Raw genomic sequence first — 13,678 nt, 5'->3', positions numbered from 1 at the left:
AACCGCGTAAAATGGCCCAATCCGTCATCATATGGGGGCGATGCCAGTGGCTTGCCACCTCGCAGAAAGGACACAATGAGCGCACGCAAATACTTTGGCACCGATGGGGTGCGCGGTGAAGTGGGCCAGGCACCGATTACCCCGGATTTTGTTTTGCGGCTGGGTTACGCCGCCGGTCAGGTGTTGGTCAAGCACGATAGCCGTCATCGTCCGGGGGTGCTGATTGGTAAAGATACCCGTATTTCTGGTTATATGCTGGAGGCCGCGCTGCAAGCCGGGTTTGCCGCTGCTGGCGTGGATGTGTATCTGGCCGGGCCGCTGCCCACACCGGGTATTGCCTACCTGACCCGTGCCTTGCGCCTGCAGGCCGGCGTGGTGATTTCGGCCTCGCACAATCCCTACCAGGATAATGGCATCAAGTTTTTTGCCGAAGGGGGGGTCAAGCTGGACGATGCGCTGGAGCTGGAAATCGAAGCGCAGATTGATCAGCCCATGCAGGTGCGTCCGTCGGCTGAGCTGGGCCGTGCCAAGCGCCTGTCTGATGCGCAGGGTCGCTATATCGAGTTTTGCAAGAGCACCTTTCCCACTGACCGTGATCTGCGCGGCCTGAAGCTGGTGGTGGATTGCGCCAATGGCGCAACGTACCATATCGCGCCCAAGGTGTTTCACGAGTTGGGGGCCGAGGTGATTGAAATTGCCACCCAGCCCAATGGCTTCAATATCAACGACCAGTGCGGGGCCACCCACACCAAGGCGCTGCAGCAGGCGGTGCTGGCGCATGATGCAGACTATGGCATTGCCCTGGATGGCGATGGTGACCGGCTGATGATGGTAGACCGTCAGGGTCGGCTGTACGATGGCGACCAGCTGCTGTACGTGATGGCCAAGGCACGCAAGCTGACTGGCCGGCTGGAAGGTGGCGTGGTGGGCACGGTGATGACCAATCTGGCGATGGAGCAGGCGCTGGCGCGCCAGGGCATTGCCTTTGCCCGTGCCAAGGTGGGCGACCGCTACGTGCTGGAGCAGCTGCAGACGCGTGGCTGGCTGGTGGGCGGCGAAAGTTCTGGCCATTTGCTCTGCCTGGACCGGCACACCACGGGCGACGGGATTATTTCCAGCCTGCAGGTGCTGATGGCGCTCTCGGTGCTGGATACCGATCTGGCCGGTGTATGCCGTGACTGGCAGCCGTTTCCACAAACCATGATCAATGTCCGCCTGACACCGGGCATGGACTGGCAGCGTGCCAGCCGCACGGCGCTGGCCGAGGCCGAAGCGGCGCTGAATGGTTCGGGTCGGGTGGTGTTGCGCCCGAGTGGCACCGAACCGGTGGTGCGGGTGATGGTGGAAGCCGAGGATAAGGCACAGGCGCAATACTGGGCGCAGCAGATTGCCCAGGCGATTCAGTCTGGCGCTGTCAGCGTGGGGGCCGCGCTGTAAATATACGGGCTGAAAAAATGGCCTCGACGGTAGATGTCCGTCGAGGCCATTTTTTTAGGCTGGCGGGCATGCTGCCCACTGCAGCGCCTTATTTGACGATTTTCAGCGACGGGCGGTTGCCTGCCGGGCGGCTGGGGGGCGGTTCATCACCTGGGCCTGCCTCTGCTGCTGGCACAGCAGCGTGTACCACCGGCTGCAAGGTCACGATCTCGGCATCTTCACCGGGCGCAGCGCTGGCAGCGTCTTGCATCAGCTCAACGTCAAAGCCCATGCCTTCGCCGGTTTCACGGGCAAAAATCCCCATCACATTGCCTACCGGCACCCAGATATCGTGCGACACGCCGTTGAAGCGGGCTGAAAACGACACATAGTCGTTGTCGATCTGCAGCTTGTGGGTGGCGTTGGCACCGATGTTCAGCACGATTTCGTTGTTTTTCACGTAGGCCATCGGCACCTGTACGTGTTCGTCCACCCACACCGTCAGGTAGGGAGTGTAGTGGTTGTCGCCGCACCATTCGTACAGGGCGCGCAGCAGGTAGGGTTTGGTCGAGGTGGTTTGCATAGGGGAGTTTTCCGTGAAGGTCTGGCTGTGCTGCGGCCTCCCGCAGGGGGAGGCCGCGCCGGCATGGCAGCACGGTATTACTTGCGCATGGCTTTTTCTGCCGGGGTCAGCGAATCGATAAACGCCTGACGGCTGAAAATCCGTTCGGAGTATTTCAGGATCGGGGCGGCTGCCTTGCCCAGATCGATATTGTAGTGTTCCAGACGCCACATCAATGGGGCAATGGCCACGTCGATCATGGAGAATTCTTCACCCAGAATAAACTTCTGTTTGGCAAAAATGGGCGCAATCTGGGTCAGGCTGTCGCGGATGGCATCGCGGGCGCGTTCGCCAGCCTTGCCGTTTTGCGATTGCTCCAGCTGGCGCACATGGACAAACAGCTCCTGCTCAAAGCGGAACAGGAACAAGCGCGCACGGGCGCGCATCACCGGGTCGGCGGGCATCAGCTGCGGATGCGGAAAGCGCTCGTCGATGTATTCGTTGATGATGTTCGATTCGTGCAGGATGAGGTCACGTTCGACCAGCACCGGCACTTCGTTGTACGGGTTCATGACCGCGAGGTCTTCCGGCTTGTTGTGCACGTCGACATCGTTAATTTGAAAGTCCATGCCTTTTTCAAACAGGACAATCCGGCAGCGGTGGCTGAACGGGCAGGTGGTACCGGAATAGAGCGTCATCATAGTCGGTATGATCTCCGTCAAGAGCGCGGCCACCGTGTGCAGGCTGAATCGCCGGCCCGGTTGGCAGCAGCAGGGTGATAACAATCGCCAATTCTAGCATCCCACAGGGGGCAACCGCCAGTTTTGCACGATAAGTGGTTATTTTATAAACAAAAAGCGGAGAGCTCGCTCTCCGCTTTTTGTGACCGGATGTGAAGTGCGGGATTAATGCACGTCTTTCCAGTATTCCTTCTTCAGGAAGTAGGCCAGCGGGAACATCACCAGCGCCAGGAACAGAATCACCACATAGCCCAGCTGCTCACGCTTCACCTGGGTGGGTTCTCCCATGTAGACCATGTAGTTCACCAGGTCAGCAGCACGCTTGTCGTATTCGCTGGTGTCGGCTTTGCCGTTTTCCAGCTTGGTCAGGCTGCCCGGTTTGACCAGCACCAGCTTGTGCTCTTCATGGCCGTCCTTGCCCTTCACCAGTTCCATGCGCTGCTCGCCCTGCCATTCCCACAGGATGTGCGGCATGCCTACCTTGTCAAACACGGTGTTGTTCCAGCCGGTCGGACGGGTTTCATCACGGTAGAAACCGCGCATGTAGCCGTACAGGTAGTCAGCGCCGCGCGAGCGGGCAATCACGGTCAGATCCGGCGGAATAGCGCCGAACCAGTCCTTGGCTTCTTTCTTGTCCATCGAAATGGCCATCGTCTCACCGATCTTGTCGGTGGCGAACATCAGATTGTCCTTGATCTGTTGCTCGGACAAGGCGATATCCTGCAGACGGTTGTAACGCATGTAGCTGGCCGAATGGCAGGACAGGCAGTAGTTGTTGAAAATCTGGGCGCCGCGTTGCAGAGACTCGACGTCCTTCACATTGATCGGCGCTTTTTCCAGCTCAGGGCCACCGGCATTGCCGAAGGCAGCCACCGGCAGAACCAGGGCCAGCGCAGCGATCAGGTGACGAAAATGCTTTTTCATTGTTGTCATCCCCTGGATCAGACCATCTTGGCAAACAGCGTTGCACCGCCAATTGCCAAGGCTACGAGCACGAAGAACAGCACCTGACGGCTACCGGTGTTTTCGGTAACGCGTGCCGGCGGCGCTTCGCTGCCGACGTCATTCTTGGTGAAGAACGGCATGCCCAGGAAGAAACCGAAGTAAATCACCGAGAAAATCTGGGCGATCACCGTGCGCACATTGGTCGACGGCATCGCGCCCAGAATGCCCAGGCCGATGAAGGCGGTGATGAACAGGGCCAGCAGGACCTTGAACTTGGTGCTGCGATAGCGGATCGATTTCACCGGCGACTTGTCCAGCCACGGCAGGAAGGCAATCAGCACCACGGCACCGCCCATGCCCAGCACACCCCACACCTGGGTGCCGGCAAACGACGGAATCGCGCGCAGGATGGCGTAGAACGGGGTGAAGTACCACACCGGCGCAATGTGTGCCGGGGTCTTCAGCGGGTCAGCCGGGTCAAAGTTCGGGTGCTCAAGGAAGTAACCGCCCATTTCCGGCATCAGGAACACCACGGCGCTGAACACGATCAGGAACACCACCACACCCAGTACATCCTTGACGGTGTAGTACGGGTGGAACGGAATGCCATCCAGCGGAATATGGGTAACCGGGTCTTTGTTCTTCTTGATTTCCACGCCGTCGGGGTTGTTGGAACCCACTTCATGCAGGGCAATCAGGTGAGCCGCCACCAGCGCCACCAGAATCAGCGGCACGGCAATCACATGCAGGGCGAAGAAGCGGTTCAGCGTTGCGTCGCCCACCACGAAGTCACCACGGATGAACACCGACAGATCCGGGCCAATGACCGGGATCGAGGCAAACAGGTTCACGATCACCTGCGCACCCCAGAACGACATCTGGCCCCACGGCAGCAGGTAGCCCATGAAGGCTTCGGCCATCAGGCACAGGAAAATCAGCGTGCCAAACACCCAGATCAGTTCGCGCGGCTGCTTGTACGAACCGTAGATCAGGCCACGGAACATGTGCAGGTAGACCACGACAAAGAACATCGAGGCACCGGTGGAGTGCATGTAGCGGATGATCCAGCCACCGGCCACATCACGCATGATGTACTCAACCGAGGCAAAGGCCACCGGAACGCCAGAGCCGTTCAGCGTGCCGTCCGGCTTGTAGTTCATGGTCAGGAAAATACCGGTGACAATCTGCAGCACCAGCACCAGCATGGCCAGCGAACCGAAGAAATACCAGAAGTTAAAGTTTCTCGGCGCATAGTATTCGGAAACATGCGCCTTCCAGGTTGACGTCAGCGGGAAGCGGGCGTCAATCCAGTCCAAAACAGCTTGTTGCTTGCTCATTTTGTGTGTGCCCTTCGCTTATTTGTCGTCGCCGATCAGGAGTCGGGTATCGGACATGTATTTGTGCGGGGGGATTTCCATGTTGGTCGGAGCCGGGACGCCAGAATAGACGCGGGCGGCCAGATCAAACTTGGAACCGTGACATGGGCAGTAGAAACCACCCAGCCATTCCGGGCCCAGATCAGCCGGGGCCAGATCCGGACGGAAGGTTGGGGAACAGCCCAGGTGGGTGCAAATCCCGACCGCGACCAGAATTTCCGGCTTGATCGAGCGATGCTCGTTCTTGCAGTATTCCGGCTGCTGCGGCACGGTGGAAGTGGGGTCAGCCAGCTTGCTGCCCAGTTTGGCCAGGTTTTTCACCTGATCCGGTGTCCGGTTGACCACCCAGACCGGCTTGCCGCGCCATTCGACGTTGATTTTCTGACCCGCCTCGAGCTTGCTGATGTCCACTTCCACCGGGGCGCCTGCTGCCTTGGCGCGTTCCGAAGGGAAGAAGCTCATCACAAACGGCGTGGCGACAGCCGCTGCGGCCACGCCACCTGCGGCGCTGGTCGCAACTGTCAGGAACCGGCGACGGCCCGTATCGACTTGTTGCTCACTCATTTACTCATCCTCAAACATGAAAACCGAGCTAAAACTGTCTGATTTTACCTGATTGGCGGTAGGGACTTAAAGCGTTTATGCAAAAAACTTAGTTCGCCACCGGCACAGCGCAAGGGCGCGGTCGTTTTCTGCCAGCCGCGATTGATGTCCTGTCCTGGCCATTCAAGTGATGTTCCTGCCAGGCAAGGCAGGCAGACAGCCCATAAAAACAATGTGATCAAACCGGGTTATCCCGGTCAATCCACCGCACGTCAATGCCCAGCGTGTCCGCCAGGTGCTGACCTACGGCGCGCACGCCGTAGCGTTCGGTGGCGTGGTGGCCGGCAGCGGCAAAGGCCACGCCGGTTTCTGCGGCAATATGCGCGCAGGGTTCCGATGCTTCGCCAGTGATGAACAAGTCCACCCCCAGCGCCACGGCGTCGGCAAACATGCCCTGCGCCCCGCCGGTGCACCAGGCCACCCGGCGTATGAGCGCCTGCGGATTGCCCAGCGTCAGCGGCGTGCGTTGCAGGCAATCGCCGGCCTGTTGCCGCCAGGCCTCCAGGGTGATGGCCTCGGGCAGTTCGCCGTGCCAGAGCAGGTTCTGCTCGCCGGTCTGGCCATGTACCTGCAGGCCCAGCACGGCGGCTAATTGGGCGTTGTTGCCCAGCACTGGATGGGCATCCAGCGGCAGGTGATAGGCAATCAGGTTGATGTCGTGGGCCAGCAGCCGGGCCAGACGGGATTTTTTCATCCCGATCACCCTGGGGTCTTCGTTTTTCCAGAAATATCCGTGATGCACCAGCACGGTGTCGGCCCCGACCGCAATCGCTGCCTCAATCAGGGCGGCGCTGGCGGTGACGCCGGTGACCACGCGTTGTACGCTGGCCCGGCCTTCCACCTGCAAACCATTGGGGCAGTAGTCCTTGAACCGCCACGGTTCGAGCAGGGCATCCAGGGCTTGAAGCAATTCGCTGCGCTGCATAGCACAAACCTCGTGGATTTCAACAGGGACGAATTGTCGCACGGACGCTGGCTTAACCCCAAGTGGGAAACGGGTTTTGCACGCAAAAAACCCCACACCGCAGTGTGGGGTTTGGTGGAGAGCGCGAAGAAACCGCTCAGCCGGGCTGAATTACATCATGCCGCCCATGCCACCCATGCCGCCCATGTCCGGAGCTGACGGCTTGTCTTCCGGCAGTTCGGCCACCATGCAGTCGGTGGTCAGCATCAGGCCCGCGATGGACGCGGCGTGTTGCAGTGCAGAACGGGTGACCTTGGTCGGGTCCAGCACGCCCATTTCCACCATGTCGCCGTATTCGCCAGTGGCGGCGTTGTAGCCAAAGTTGCCCTTGCCTTCAAACACCTTGTTGACCACCACGGACGGTTCGTCGCCGGCGTTGGCCACAATCTGGCGCAGCGGCGATTCAATGGCCTTCATCACGATCTGGATGCCGGCGTTCTGTTCGGCGTTGATGCCTTTCAGTTCGCCCAGGTTGGCGCGGGCACGCAAGAGGGCCACGCCACCGCCTGGCACAATGCCTTCTTCCACTGCGGCGCGGGTGGCGTGCAGGGCGTCTTCGACACGGGCCTTCTTCTCTTTCATTTCTACTTCAGTGGCGGCACCCACCTTGATCACTGCCACGCCACCGGCCAGCTTGGCCACGCGTTCTTGCAGTTTTTCACGGTCGTAGTCGCTGCTGGCGTCTTCGATCTGGCGACGGATTTGCTCCACGCGTGCCTGGATGGCAGCGGCTTCGCCCACGCCGTCGATCAGGATGGTGTTTTCCTTGCCCACTTCAACGCGCTTGGCTTGGCCCAGCAGGTCCAGCGTGGCTTTTTCCAGGGTCAGGCCCACTTCTTCGGCAATCACGGTGCCGCCGGTCAGGATGGCGATGTCTTCCAGCATGGCCTTGCGACGGTCGCCAAAGCCCGGAGCCTTGACAGCAACCACCTTCAGGATGCCACGGATGGTGTTGACCACCAGGGTAGCCAGTGCTTCACCATCGACGTCTTCGGCGATGATCAGCAGCGGGCGGCCCGACTTGGCCACTTGTTCCAGCACCGGCAGCAGGTCGCGGATGTTGCTGATTTTCTTGTCAAACAGCAGCACAAACGGATTGTCCAGCTGGGCAATCTGTTTTTCCGGCTGGTTGATGAAGTACGGCGACAGGTAGCCACGGTCAAACTGCATGCCTTCCACCACGTCCAGCTCGTCTTCCAGACCGGAGCCGTCTTCCACGGTGATCACGCCTTCCTTGCCCACTTTTTCCATGGCAGCGGCAATCTTGTCACCGATCACGGTGTCGCTGTTGGCGGAGATGGAACCCACCTGGGCGATTTCCTTGGTGGTGGCGCACGGCTTGGAGATCTTCTTCAGCTCTTCCACCATGGCGATCACGGCCTTGTCGATGCCGCGCTTCAGGTCCATCGGGTTCATGCCGGCGGCCACGTACTTCATGCCTTCTTGCACCACGGCTTGTGCCAGCACGGTGGCGGTGGTGGTGCCGTCACCGGCGATGTCGTTGGTCTTGGAAGCCACTTCCTTGACCATTTGCGCGCCCATGTTCTCGAACTTGTCTTTCAGTTCGATTTCCTTGGCCACCGATACGCCATCCTTGGTGATGGTCGGGGAACCATAGCTGCGATCCAGCACCACATTGCGGCCTTTCGGGCCCAGGGTCACTTTGACGGCGTCAGCCAGAATATTGACACCGATCACCATCTTGGCACGGGCGGAATCACCGAATTTGACTTCTTTAGCTGCCATTTTTTACTCCGAAACTCTGTCGTTGTCGTATTTAACGATTACATTCAATAGCGGAAAGACTGGATGCAACAGCAGGGGGTCGATTATTCGACGATGCCCATGATGTCTTCTTCGCGCATCACCAGCACTTCGTTACCGTCAACCTTGACGGTCTGGCCGGAGTATTTGCCGAAGATGACCTTGTCACCCTTCTTCACTTCCAGCGGGCGGCGCTCGCCGTTTTCCAGGATCTTGCCGTTACCGACGGCAATCACTTCGCCCATGTCCGGCTTCTCGGCAGCAGCGCCTGGCAAAACGATGCCGGAAGCCGTTTTTTCTTCAGCTTCGAGGCGCTTGATGACCACGCGGTCGTGCAGAGGACGAATAGCCATGAACAGTCTCCTAAAAATTCTGGGTTAGATGTCGAGAGAAAAAAAGCAAGTCAAATCATTGAGATGGCTTAGCTGATTAGCACTCAACGCTTGCGAGTGCTAATAGTATGGACGCTTGGGGCAGTTTTCAAGCATCAAGGTCCAGATTTTTTTGCATCTCGCCAATCCGGCCCTGGCCGCATTCTGCCAGCAGGCGGCGGATTGGCGCGGGCAAACCCAGCGCCAGTGCCTGTTCCAGCGGCCACCACTGGCCATTGTCCGGCCCCGGCTCGGCGTGCTCCAGCATCAGCGGCTGCGGGGTCAGGGTCAGGCGAAAGTGGGTAAAAACATGCTGGACTGCCGGCCAGGCGGGGGCCAGGCGGGCGTGGCTCCAGCCGGCCTGGGCCAGCCAGCCGGGCAGTGCTTCCGGGGTGTCGAGCTGCGGCAGGCTCCACAGTCCGCCCCAGATGCCGCTGGGCGGGCGGCGCTCCAGCCAGACCTGGCCATCCTGGCTGCGCGCCAGCAGCATGAGGGTGCTGCGCTGCGGCTGCGCCTTGCGTGGTCGGGCGGTGGGCAGGCTGCGGGTGCGCTGGCTGGCCAGTGCCACACAGCCGCTGTTCAGTGGGCAGCGCGGGCACTGTGGCTGGCCACGGACACACACCTGGCTGCCCAGGTCCATCAAGCCCTGGGTGTAAGCCACCATGCTGGCGGCATCGCGCGGCAGCAGTTGTTCGGCCAGGGTCCATAGCTGGTTTTCCACGGCTTTGTCGCCGGGCCAGCCCTCCACGCCATAGCAGCGGGTGAGCACCCGTTTTACATTGCCGTCCAGAATGGCCGTGCGTTGGCCAAAGGCAAATGCGGCAATTGCTGCCGCCGTGGAGCGGCCAATGCCGGGCAGGCTGACCAGCCCTGCCGGGTCTGCCGGAAACTGTCCGCCATGCTGTTCCACCACCTGACGGGCCGCCCGGTGCAGATTGCGCGCCCGGCTGTAATAACCCAGCCCGCTCCAGGCTGCCAGTACATCATCCACGGGGGCTGCCGCCAGCGCCGCCACGTCGGGAAAGCGTTGCAAAAAAGCGCTGTAGTAGCCCAGCACGGTGCTGACCTGGGTTTGCTGCAGCATGATTTCGGATAACCAGATTTTGTACGGGTCGCTGACCTGCCAGGGCAGGCCATGGCGGCCATGCTGGCGTTGCCAGGCAATCACGCGGGGGGCAAATTCAGAGTGGGGAATGGACATGCGGGGGCAGACGGCTAAGCCAGAATGGCGGACCGCAGAGTGTAACAAGCGGGAGGCGATAAGGGAAAACCAAGCAAGTGAGCGCCAGAGCCGTGGCTGGGCCTGGCGTCTCGACGTCGAGCCATGCGCACGCGGCTGGCCATGGCCAGGAGAGGCGGGGTTTTTACCCGTTAGCGCGAAAAGCCTCGGCCTTCAGGCCGGGGAGGGATAGCGCGGAGTCCGAAGGACGCCTTTTCTGCTGTTAAGTCGGTGTCGCCTGTTGCTCAATGTACTGGCGAATGATGCTGATCGGAGCGCCGCCACACGAGGAAGCGAAATAAGACGGCGACCAGAGCACGCCTTTGTAGTAGGAGCGTTTGGCAATATCCGGCCTTTCTTTTCGTAGCACGCGACTGGATACGCCTTTCAAGCTGTTGACCAATGCAGACACCGGCACTTTGGGTGGGTAGCTGACCAGCAAATGCACATGGTCATGTTCGCCGTCCATTTCAACAAGCTGCGATTCAAAGTCCTTGCATACCTTGGCAAACAGCTCGCGCAGCCTGTCTATGGCCTCCTTGTCGAACACGTTGTGCCGATACTTTGCCACAAATACCAAATGGACATGCATGTTAAAAACACAGTGCCGCCCGCGTCTAATGTCGTTGAAATGTTCCATAGACCAACTATAGTACGATCCATGCAACGTCTTCAAGGCCAACGCCCGGAAAGACTTTTTGCACAAGGCTTCGTGCCAGATCAGCCAAAACCACGCCATGATCGCCATCGAAGATTTGCCGGTTCGGCATATGTCCAAGTCGTCCAAAGGCAACAGCGAACAGCACGGCAAGATGGTCAAACAGAAGTCCGGCCTGAACCGGTCGATGCTCGATCAGGGATGGGCTGAGTTTCGGCGACAGCTTGAGTATAAGTCGGCATGGAACGGCGGTTTTGTTGTTGCCGTGCCGCCGCAATACACCAGTCAAACCTGTCCGTGCTGCGGCCATGTGTCGAAAGACAATCGACAGACGCAAGCCAAGTTTGAATGCGTCGAGTGCGGCTTTGAAGAAAACGCCGATGTTGTCGGCGCAATCAATATTTTAGCGCGAGGGCATCGCGTTTTAGCCTGCGGAGAGCCGGTGCAGTCGGGCCGCTCAATGAAACAGGAACCCACCGAAGCGACTCAGGCGCTTGCCGCCTGAGCGCCGTAGGAATCGCCTTTAGGACGGCGAGGATGTCAAAGGTTCAGCCAGTTTGGAATTTCATCCTGCAGGAACGGTGCTTCGCCGGTTTCCTCGCCCATCAGCACAAAGCCCTGCAACTGGCCGTTGTCGTCGATGAAGCTGGCGTTCAGCCCGCGTTCAACCATCAGCGTTTCCCACTGGCCTGGCAGGCCGGGGCGTGGCTGGGCAATCACCGTTGGGCAGCAGGGGATGTTCAGCGCCAGCGGCATCGGCGGGAAGTTCACCTGGGTGGGCGTGCCGCACAGCGTGCGCGCCAGCGCCGCCACCTGGTGGCGAATCGGCTGGCTGTATGGCAGCCATACGCCATTCACCTCGGCACAGTCGCCCAGCGCATAGGTGTTGACTGCACTGGTGGACATCCGCCGGTCAACCACAATGCCCTTGCGCACTTTCAGCCCGGCATCGCTGGCCAGCTTGGTGTTGGGCACCACGCCAATGCAGGCAATCACCAGATCGCCTTCCACCGTCTTGCCATTGGTCAGCCCCAGACGGGCGCGGTGGCCTTCCTTGCTGGCGCTGGCGCAGCGAGCGTTGAACTGGAACTTCACCCCGCGTTCTTCCAATTGCTCCACCAGATGGCGTCGGGCATCCAGCGGCATCAGTTCAAACAAGGGGCCGGCGTGTTGTTCCACCACGGTGACGTTTTTGCCCGCATCGGCCAGGGTGTTGGCCAGTTCGCAGCCCGACTGGCCGGCACCAATGATGATCAGGTCGTTGATGCTGGCCAGGCGGGCGCGCAGCTTGTTGATCACTGCTGCATGGGTGACCGCTGCCACCAGGCCAGGCAGTTCGCGGGAAAACGTGGGCAGCATTGGGCTGGCACCGGTGGCCAGCACCAGCTTGTCGGCTTGAAACTCGCCCTGGTCAGTCACCACGCTGCCATCCATCGGCTTGATCGACTGCACGGTGTGGCCGCTCACCACCTCAATGCGCAGGCGTTCGGCCAGCTCGGTGAGGGGTTTGATGGTCAGCGGGGTTTGCTGTGGGCCCAGCGCCTGGACAAACTCGGTGCGGTTGAAACTGTGGGTGTCACGCCCCAGCAGGGTGATGGGGCGACGCGGGTCAAGTTTGCGAATTTCGCTTGCCAGAGCAATCCCGGCTTGCCCGCTACCGATGATAAGCACGGATTCCATACTGATAACTATCCTGTCCAGACCAACTAATCAAAAAGTAAACCATGATAAATGATTCTGGCCCTGCCCAGCAAAGGCATTGCCGGCTGATGCGGCAGATGGGTGGCTTGTCTGCGCCTGGCTCGCTGTGCCTGAGACGAATGAGGGGCAAGCAAGCAGGTGGCTACTGGGCCAGCATGGTGGATTCCGCCACCGGAATCACCCCGCCCGGCAGGGCGCTGTTGCGGATGGCCTGGCGCAGTGCCTCAATGGCGCTGCGCCGGTAAAACTGCTTGCGGCAGGCCAGCACCACCCGGCGGGTGGGGGCGGGCGTGCTGAAGGGCACAATGCCCAGCAGTGCGTCATCGCCTGGCCCAACCGAGGTGGCCGGCATCACGGTAATGCCCACGCCACTGGCCACCATATGGCGGATGGTGGTTAATGAGCTGCCCTGCAAGGTGCGTGCCAGCGCATGGGTGGTGTTGGCTGCCGGCAGCGTGGGCCCGGCTTGCAGGCGGTCGCACAGCGCCAGCACCTGGTCACGGAAGCAGTTGCCCTGGGTGAGCAGCAGCACGCTTTCATTGGCCAGTTCTGCCGACGATACGCTTTTGCGTGTGGCCCATGGGTGGTTTTTCGGTACGGCAACGACAAACGGCTCATCGTACAAGGGATAGGTGACAATGCCCGGTTCGTCAAAGGGTTCGGCCACAATGGCGGCGTCCACTTCACTGCGCTTGAGCATGTCGGCCAGCCGGGCGGTGTAATTTTCTTCCAGGTACAGCGGCATGTCCGGTGCCAGCTGGCGCAGCGCCGGAATCAGCGCCGGCAGCAGGTAGGGGCCGATGGTGAAAATAATCCCCAGCCGGAACGGGCCGACCAGCTCGTTTTTCAGCTCGCAGGCCAGGGTTTTGATCACTGCCACTTCATCGAGCACGCGCTGGGCCTGCTCGATGATGCGCTCGCCCGTGTCGGTGACCGAGACTTCGTTGCTGCCGCGTTCAAACAGGGTGACGCCGAGTTCTTCTTCCAGCTTGCGCACGGCAATGCTCAGTGTGGGCTGGCTGACAAAACAGCCGGCGGCCGCGCGGCCAAAGTGGCGCTCGCGAGCGACGGCAACAATGTAGCGCAGTTCGGTCAGCGTCATCCGCGCTGATCCGGCAGGACGATATTCACTTCCAGCACTTCCATGTGATCCTGGCGTTCCAGCTGAACCTTGATGTTTTCTGCCGACACCGATACATATTTGGAAATCACTGCCAGCAATTCCTTTTGCAGCGCGGGCAGGTAGTCCGGTGTGCTGTGCCGGCCATTGCGCTCATGGGTGAGGATGATCTGCAGGCGTTCATGGGCAATGTCTGCGGTTTTCTTTGGCCGGTCGAACAGGCGGTCAATCAGCGACAT

The 13,678-nt window shown here is 60.1% G+C and carries 15 protein-coding genes; 2 read left to right on the top strand and 13 right to left on the bottom strand.

What is annotated here, in order from left to right; translation table 11 throughout:
* The first annotated feature begins 75 nt into the window (after positions 1-75).
* Complete coding sequence (gene glmM / locus BXU06_RS11265) at positions 76-1,437, top strand: phosphoglucosamine mutase (protein ID WP_077299589.1); 1,362 nt, start codon at positions 76-78, stop codon at positions 1,435-1,437.
* An 88-nt stretch (positions 1,438-1,525) separates the two neighbouring features.
* Here the strand turns inward: glmM and BXU06_RS11260 are convergent, their stop codons facing one another.
* The 10 genes from BXU06_RS11260 to tnpA all read right to left on the bottom strand — a co-directional run bounded on the left by BXU06_RS11260 (position 1,526) and on the right by tnpA (position 10,600).
* The gene (locus tag BXU06_RS11260; RefSeq protein WP_077299587.1) at positions 1,526-1,999 is read right to left on the bottom strand and encodes a ClpXP protease specificity-enhancing factor; all 474 of its coding nucleotides are present in this window, start codon (positions 1,997-1,999) and stop codon (positions 1,526-1,528) included.
* A 77-nt stretch (positions 2,000-2,076) separates the two neighbouring features.
* Positions 2,077-2,679, bottom strand: coding sequence for a glutathione S-transferase N-terminal domain-containing protein (locus BXU06_RS11255; RefSeq protein WP_077299586.1), 603 nt, complete (start codon positions 2,677-2,679; stop codon positions 2,077-2,079).
* Positions 2,680-2,883: 204 nt separating this feature from the next.
* The gene (locus BXU06_RS11250) at positions 2,884-3,642 is read right to left on the bottom strand and encodes a cytochrome c1 (protein WP_077299584.1); all 759 of its coding nucleotides are present in this window, start codon (positions 3,640-3,642) and stop codon (positions 2,884-2,886) included.
* A gap of 17 nt (positions 3,643-3,659) precedes the next feature.
* Positions 3,660-5,000 carry a cytochrome bc complex cytochrome b subunit gene (locus tag BXU06_RS11245; protein ID WP_077299582.1) on the bottom strand — a complete coding sequence of 447 codons (1,341 nt, stop codon included), beginning with the start codon at positions 4,998-5,000 and terminating at the stop codon, positions 3,660-3,662.
* An 18-nt stretch (positions 5,001-5,018) separates the two neighbouring features.
* Complete coding sequence (gene petA, locus BXU06_RS11240; RefSeq protein ID WP_077299580.1) at positions 5,019-5,603, bottom strand: ubiquinol-cytochrome c reductase iron-sulfur subunit; 585 nt, start codon at positions 5,601-5,603, stop codon at positions 5,019-5,021.
* A 217-nt stretch (positions 5,604-5,820) separates the two neighbouring features.
* Entirely contained in the window at positions 5,821-6,567 is a 747-nt protein-coding gene (locus BXU06_RS11235) for a Nif3-like dinuclear metal center hexameric protein (RefSeq protein WP_077299578.1), read from the bottom strand.
* A gap of 150 nt (positions 6,568-6,717) precedes the next feature.
* On the bottom strand, positions 6,718-8,352 hold the full coding sequence (groL, locus tag BXU06_RS11230) for a chaperonin GroEL (RefSeq protein ID WP_077299576.1): 1,635 nt from the start codon (positions 8,350-8,352) through the stop codon (positions 6,718-6,720).
* 83 nt (positions 8,353-8,435) lie between these two features.
* A complete protein-coding gene (gene groES / locus BXU06_RS11225; RefSeq protein WP_077299574.1) occupies positions 8,436-8,723 on the bottom strand; it encodes a co-chaperone GroES in 288 nt (95 codons plus the stop codon).
* Positions 8,724-8,850: 127 nt separating this feature from the next.
* Positions 8,851-9,942, bottom strand: coding sequence for an A/G-specific adenine glycosylase (mutY, locus tag BXU06_RS11220; protein WP_077299572.1), 1,092 nt, complete (start codon positions 9,940-9,942; stop codon positions 8,851-8,853).
* A 241-nt stretch (positions 9,943-10,183) separates the two neighbouring features.
* Positions 10,184-10,600 (bottom strand): IS200/IS605 family transposase, encoded by a 417-nt coding sequence (gene tnpA, locus BXU06_RS11215; RefSeq protein ID WP_077299570.1) that lies wholly within the window; start codon positions 10,598-10,600, stop codon positions 10,184-10,186.
* Between the two features lie 97 nt (positions 10,601-10,697).
* Here tnpA and BXU06_RS11210 point away from each other — a divergent pair, with 97 nt between their 5' ends.
* Entirely contained in the window at positions 10,698-11,123 is a 426-nt protein-coding gene (locus BXU06_RS11210; protein ID WP_253189450.1) for an RNA-guided endonuclease TnpB family protein, read from the top strand.
* Positions 11,124-11,158: 35 nt separating this feature from the next.
* Here the strand turns inward: BXU06_RS11210 and BXU06_RS11205 are convergent, their stop codons facing one another.
* The 3 genes from BXU06_RS11205 to minE all read right to left on the bottom strand — a co-directional run bounded on the left by BXU06_RS11205 (position 11,159) and on the right by minE (position 13,678).
* The gene (locus tag BXU06_RS11205) at positions 11,159-12,298 is read right to left on the bottom strand and encodes an NAD(P)/FAD-dependent oxidoreductase (protein ID WP_077299568.1); all 1,140 of its coding nucleotides are present in this window, start codon (positions 12,296-12,298) and stop codon (positions 11,159-11,161) included.
* 163 nt (positions 12,299-12,461) lie between these two features.
* The gene (locus tag BXU06_RS11200; RefSeq protein ID WP_077299566.1) at positions 12,462-13,421 is read right to left on the bottom strand and encodes a LysR substrate-binding domain-containing protein; all 960 of its coding nucleotides are present in this window, start codon (positions 13,419-13,421) and stop codon (positions 12,462-12,464) included.
* Positions 13,418-13,678, bottom strand: a complete 261-nt coding sequence (minE, locus tag BXU06_RS11195; protein WP_077299564.1) for a cell division topological specificity factor MinE — start codon at positions 13,676-13,678, stop codon at positions 13,418-13,420. Before minE ends, BXU06_RS11200 begins: the two co-directional genes overlap by 4 nt.

The sequence above is a fragment of the Aquaspirillum sp. LM1 genome (assembly GCF_002002905.1).
In the GTDB taxonomy this organism is placed as follows: Bacteria; Pseudomonadota; Gammaproteobacteria; order Burkholderiales; family Aquaspirillaceae; genus Rivihabitans.
This window is presented reverse-complemented; position numbering and strand designations above follow the sequence as displayed.

Coding starts and splice junctions, on each gene's coding strand:
- glmM (WP_077299589.1), top strand. CDS start 76: ATGAGCGCACGCAAATACTTTGGCACCGATGGGGTGCGCGGTGAAGTG.
- BXU06_RS11260 (WP_077299587.1), bottom strand. CDS start 1,999: ATGCAAACCACCTCGACCAAACCCTACCTGCTGCGCGCCCTGTACGAA.
- BXU06_RS11255 (WP_077299586.1), bottom strand. CDS start 2,679: ATGATGACGCTCTATTCCGGTACCACCTGCCCGTTCAGCCACCGCTGC.
- BXU06_RS11250 (WP_077299584.1), bottom strand. CDS start 3,642: ATGAAAAAGCATTTTCGTCACCTGATCGCTGCGCTGGCCCTGGTTCTG.
- BXU06_RS11245 (WP_077299582.1), bottom strand. CDS start 5,000: ATGAGCAAGCAACAAGCTGTTTTGGACTGGATTGACGCCCGCTTCCCG.
- petA (WP_077299580.1), bottom strand. CDS start 5,603: ATGAGTGAGCAACAAGTCGATACGGGCCGTCGCCGGTTCCTGACAGTT.
- BXU06_RS11235 (WP_077299578.1), bottom strand. CDS start 6,567: ATGCAGCGCAGCGAATTGCTTCAAGCCCTGGATGCCCTGCTCGAACCG.
- groL (WP_077299576.1), bottom strand. CDS start 8,352: ATGGCAGCTAAAGAAGTCAAATTCGGTGATTCCGCCCGTGCCAAGATG.
- groES (WP_077299574.1), bottom strand. CDS start 8,723: ATGGCTATTCGTCCTCTGCACGACCGCGTGGTCATCAAGCGCCTCGAA.
- mutY (WP_077299572.1), bottom strand. CDS start 9,942: ATGTCCATTCCCCACTCTGAATTTGCCCCCCGCGTGATTGCCTGGCAA.
- tnpA (WP_077299570.1), bottom strand. CDS start 10,600: ATGGAACATTTCAACGACATTAGACGCGGGCGGCACTGTGTTTTTAAC.
- BXU06_RS11210 (WP_253189450.1), top strand. CDS start 10,698: ATGATCGCCATCGAAGATTTGCCGGTTCGGCATATGTCCAAGTCGTCC.
- BXU06_RS11205 (WP_077299568.1), bottom strand. CDS start 12,298: ATGGAATCCGTGCTTATCATCGGTAGCGGGCAAGCCGGGATTGCTCTG.
- BXU06_RS11200 (WP_077299566.1), bottom strand. CDS start 13,421: ATGACGCTGACCGAACTGCGCTACATTGTTGCCGTCGCTCGCGAGCGC.
- minE (WP_077299564.1), bottom strand. CDS start 13,678: ATGTCGCTGATTGACCGCCTGTTCGACCGGCCAAAGAAAACCGCAGAC.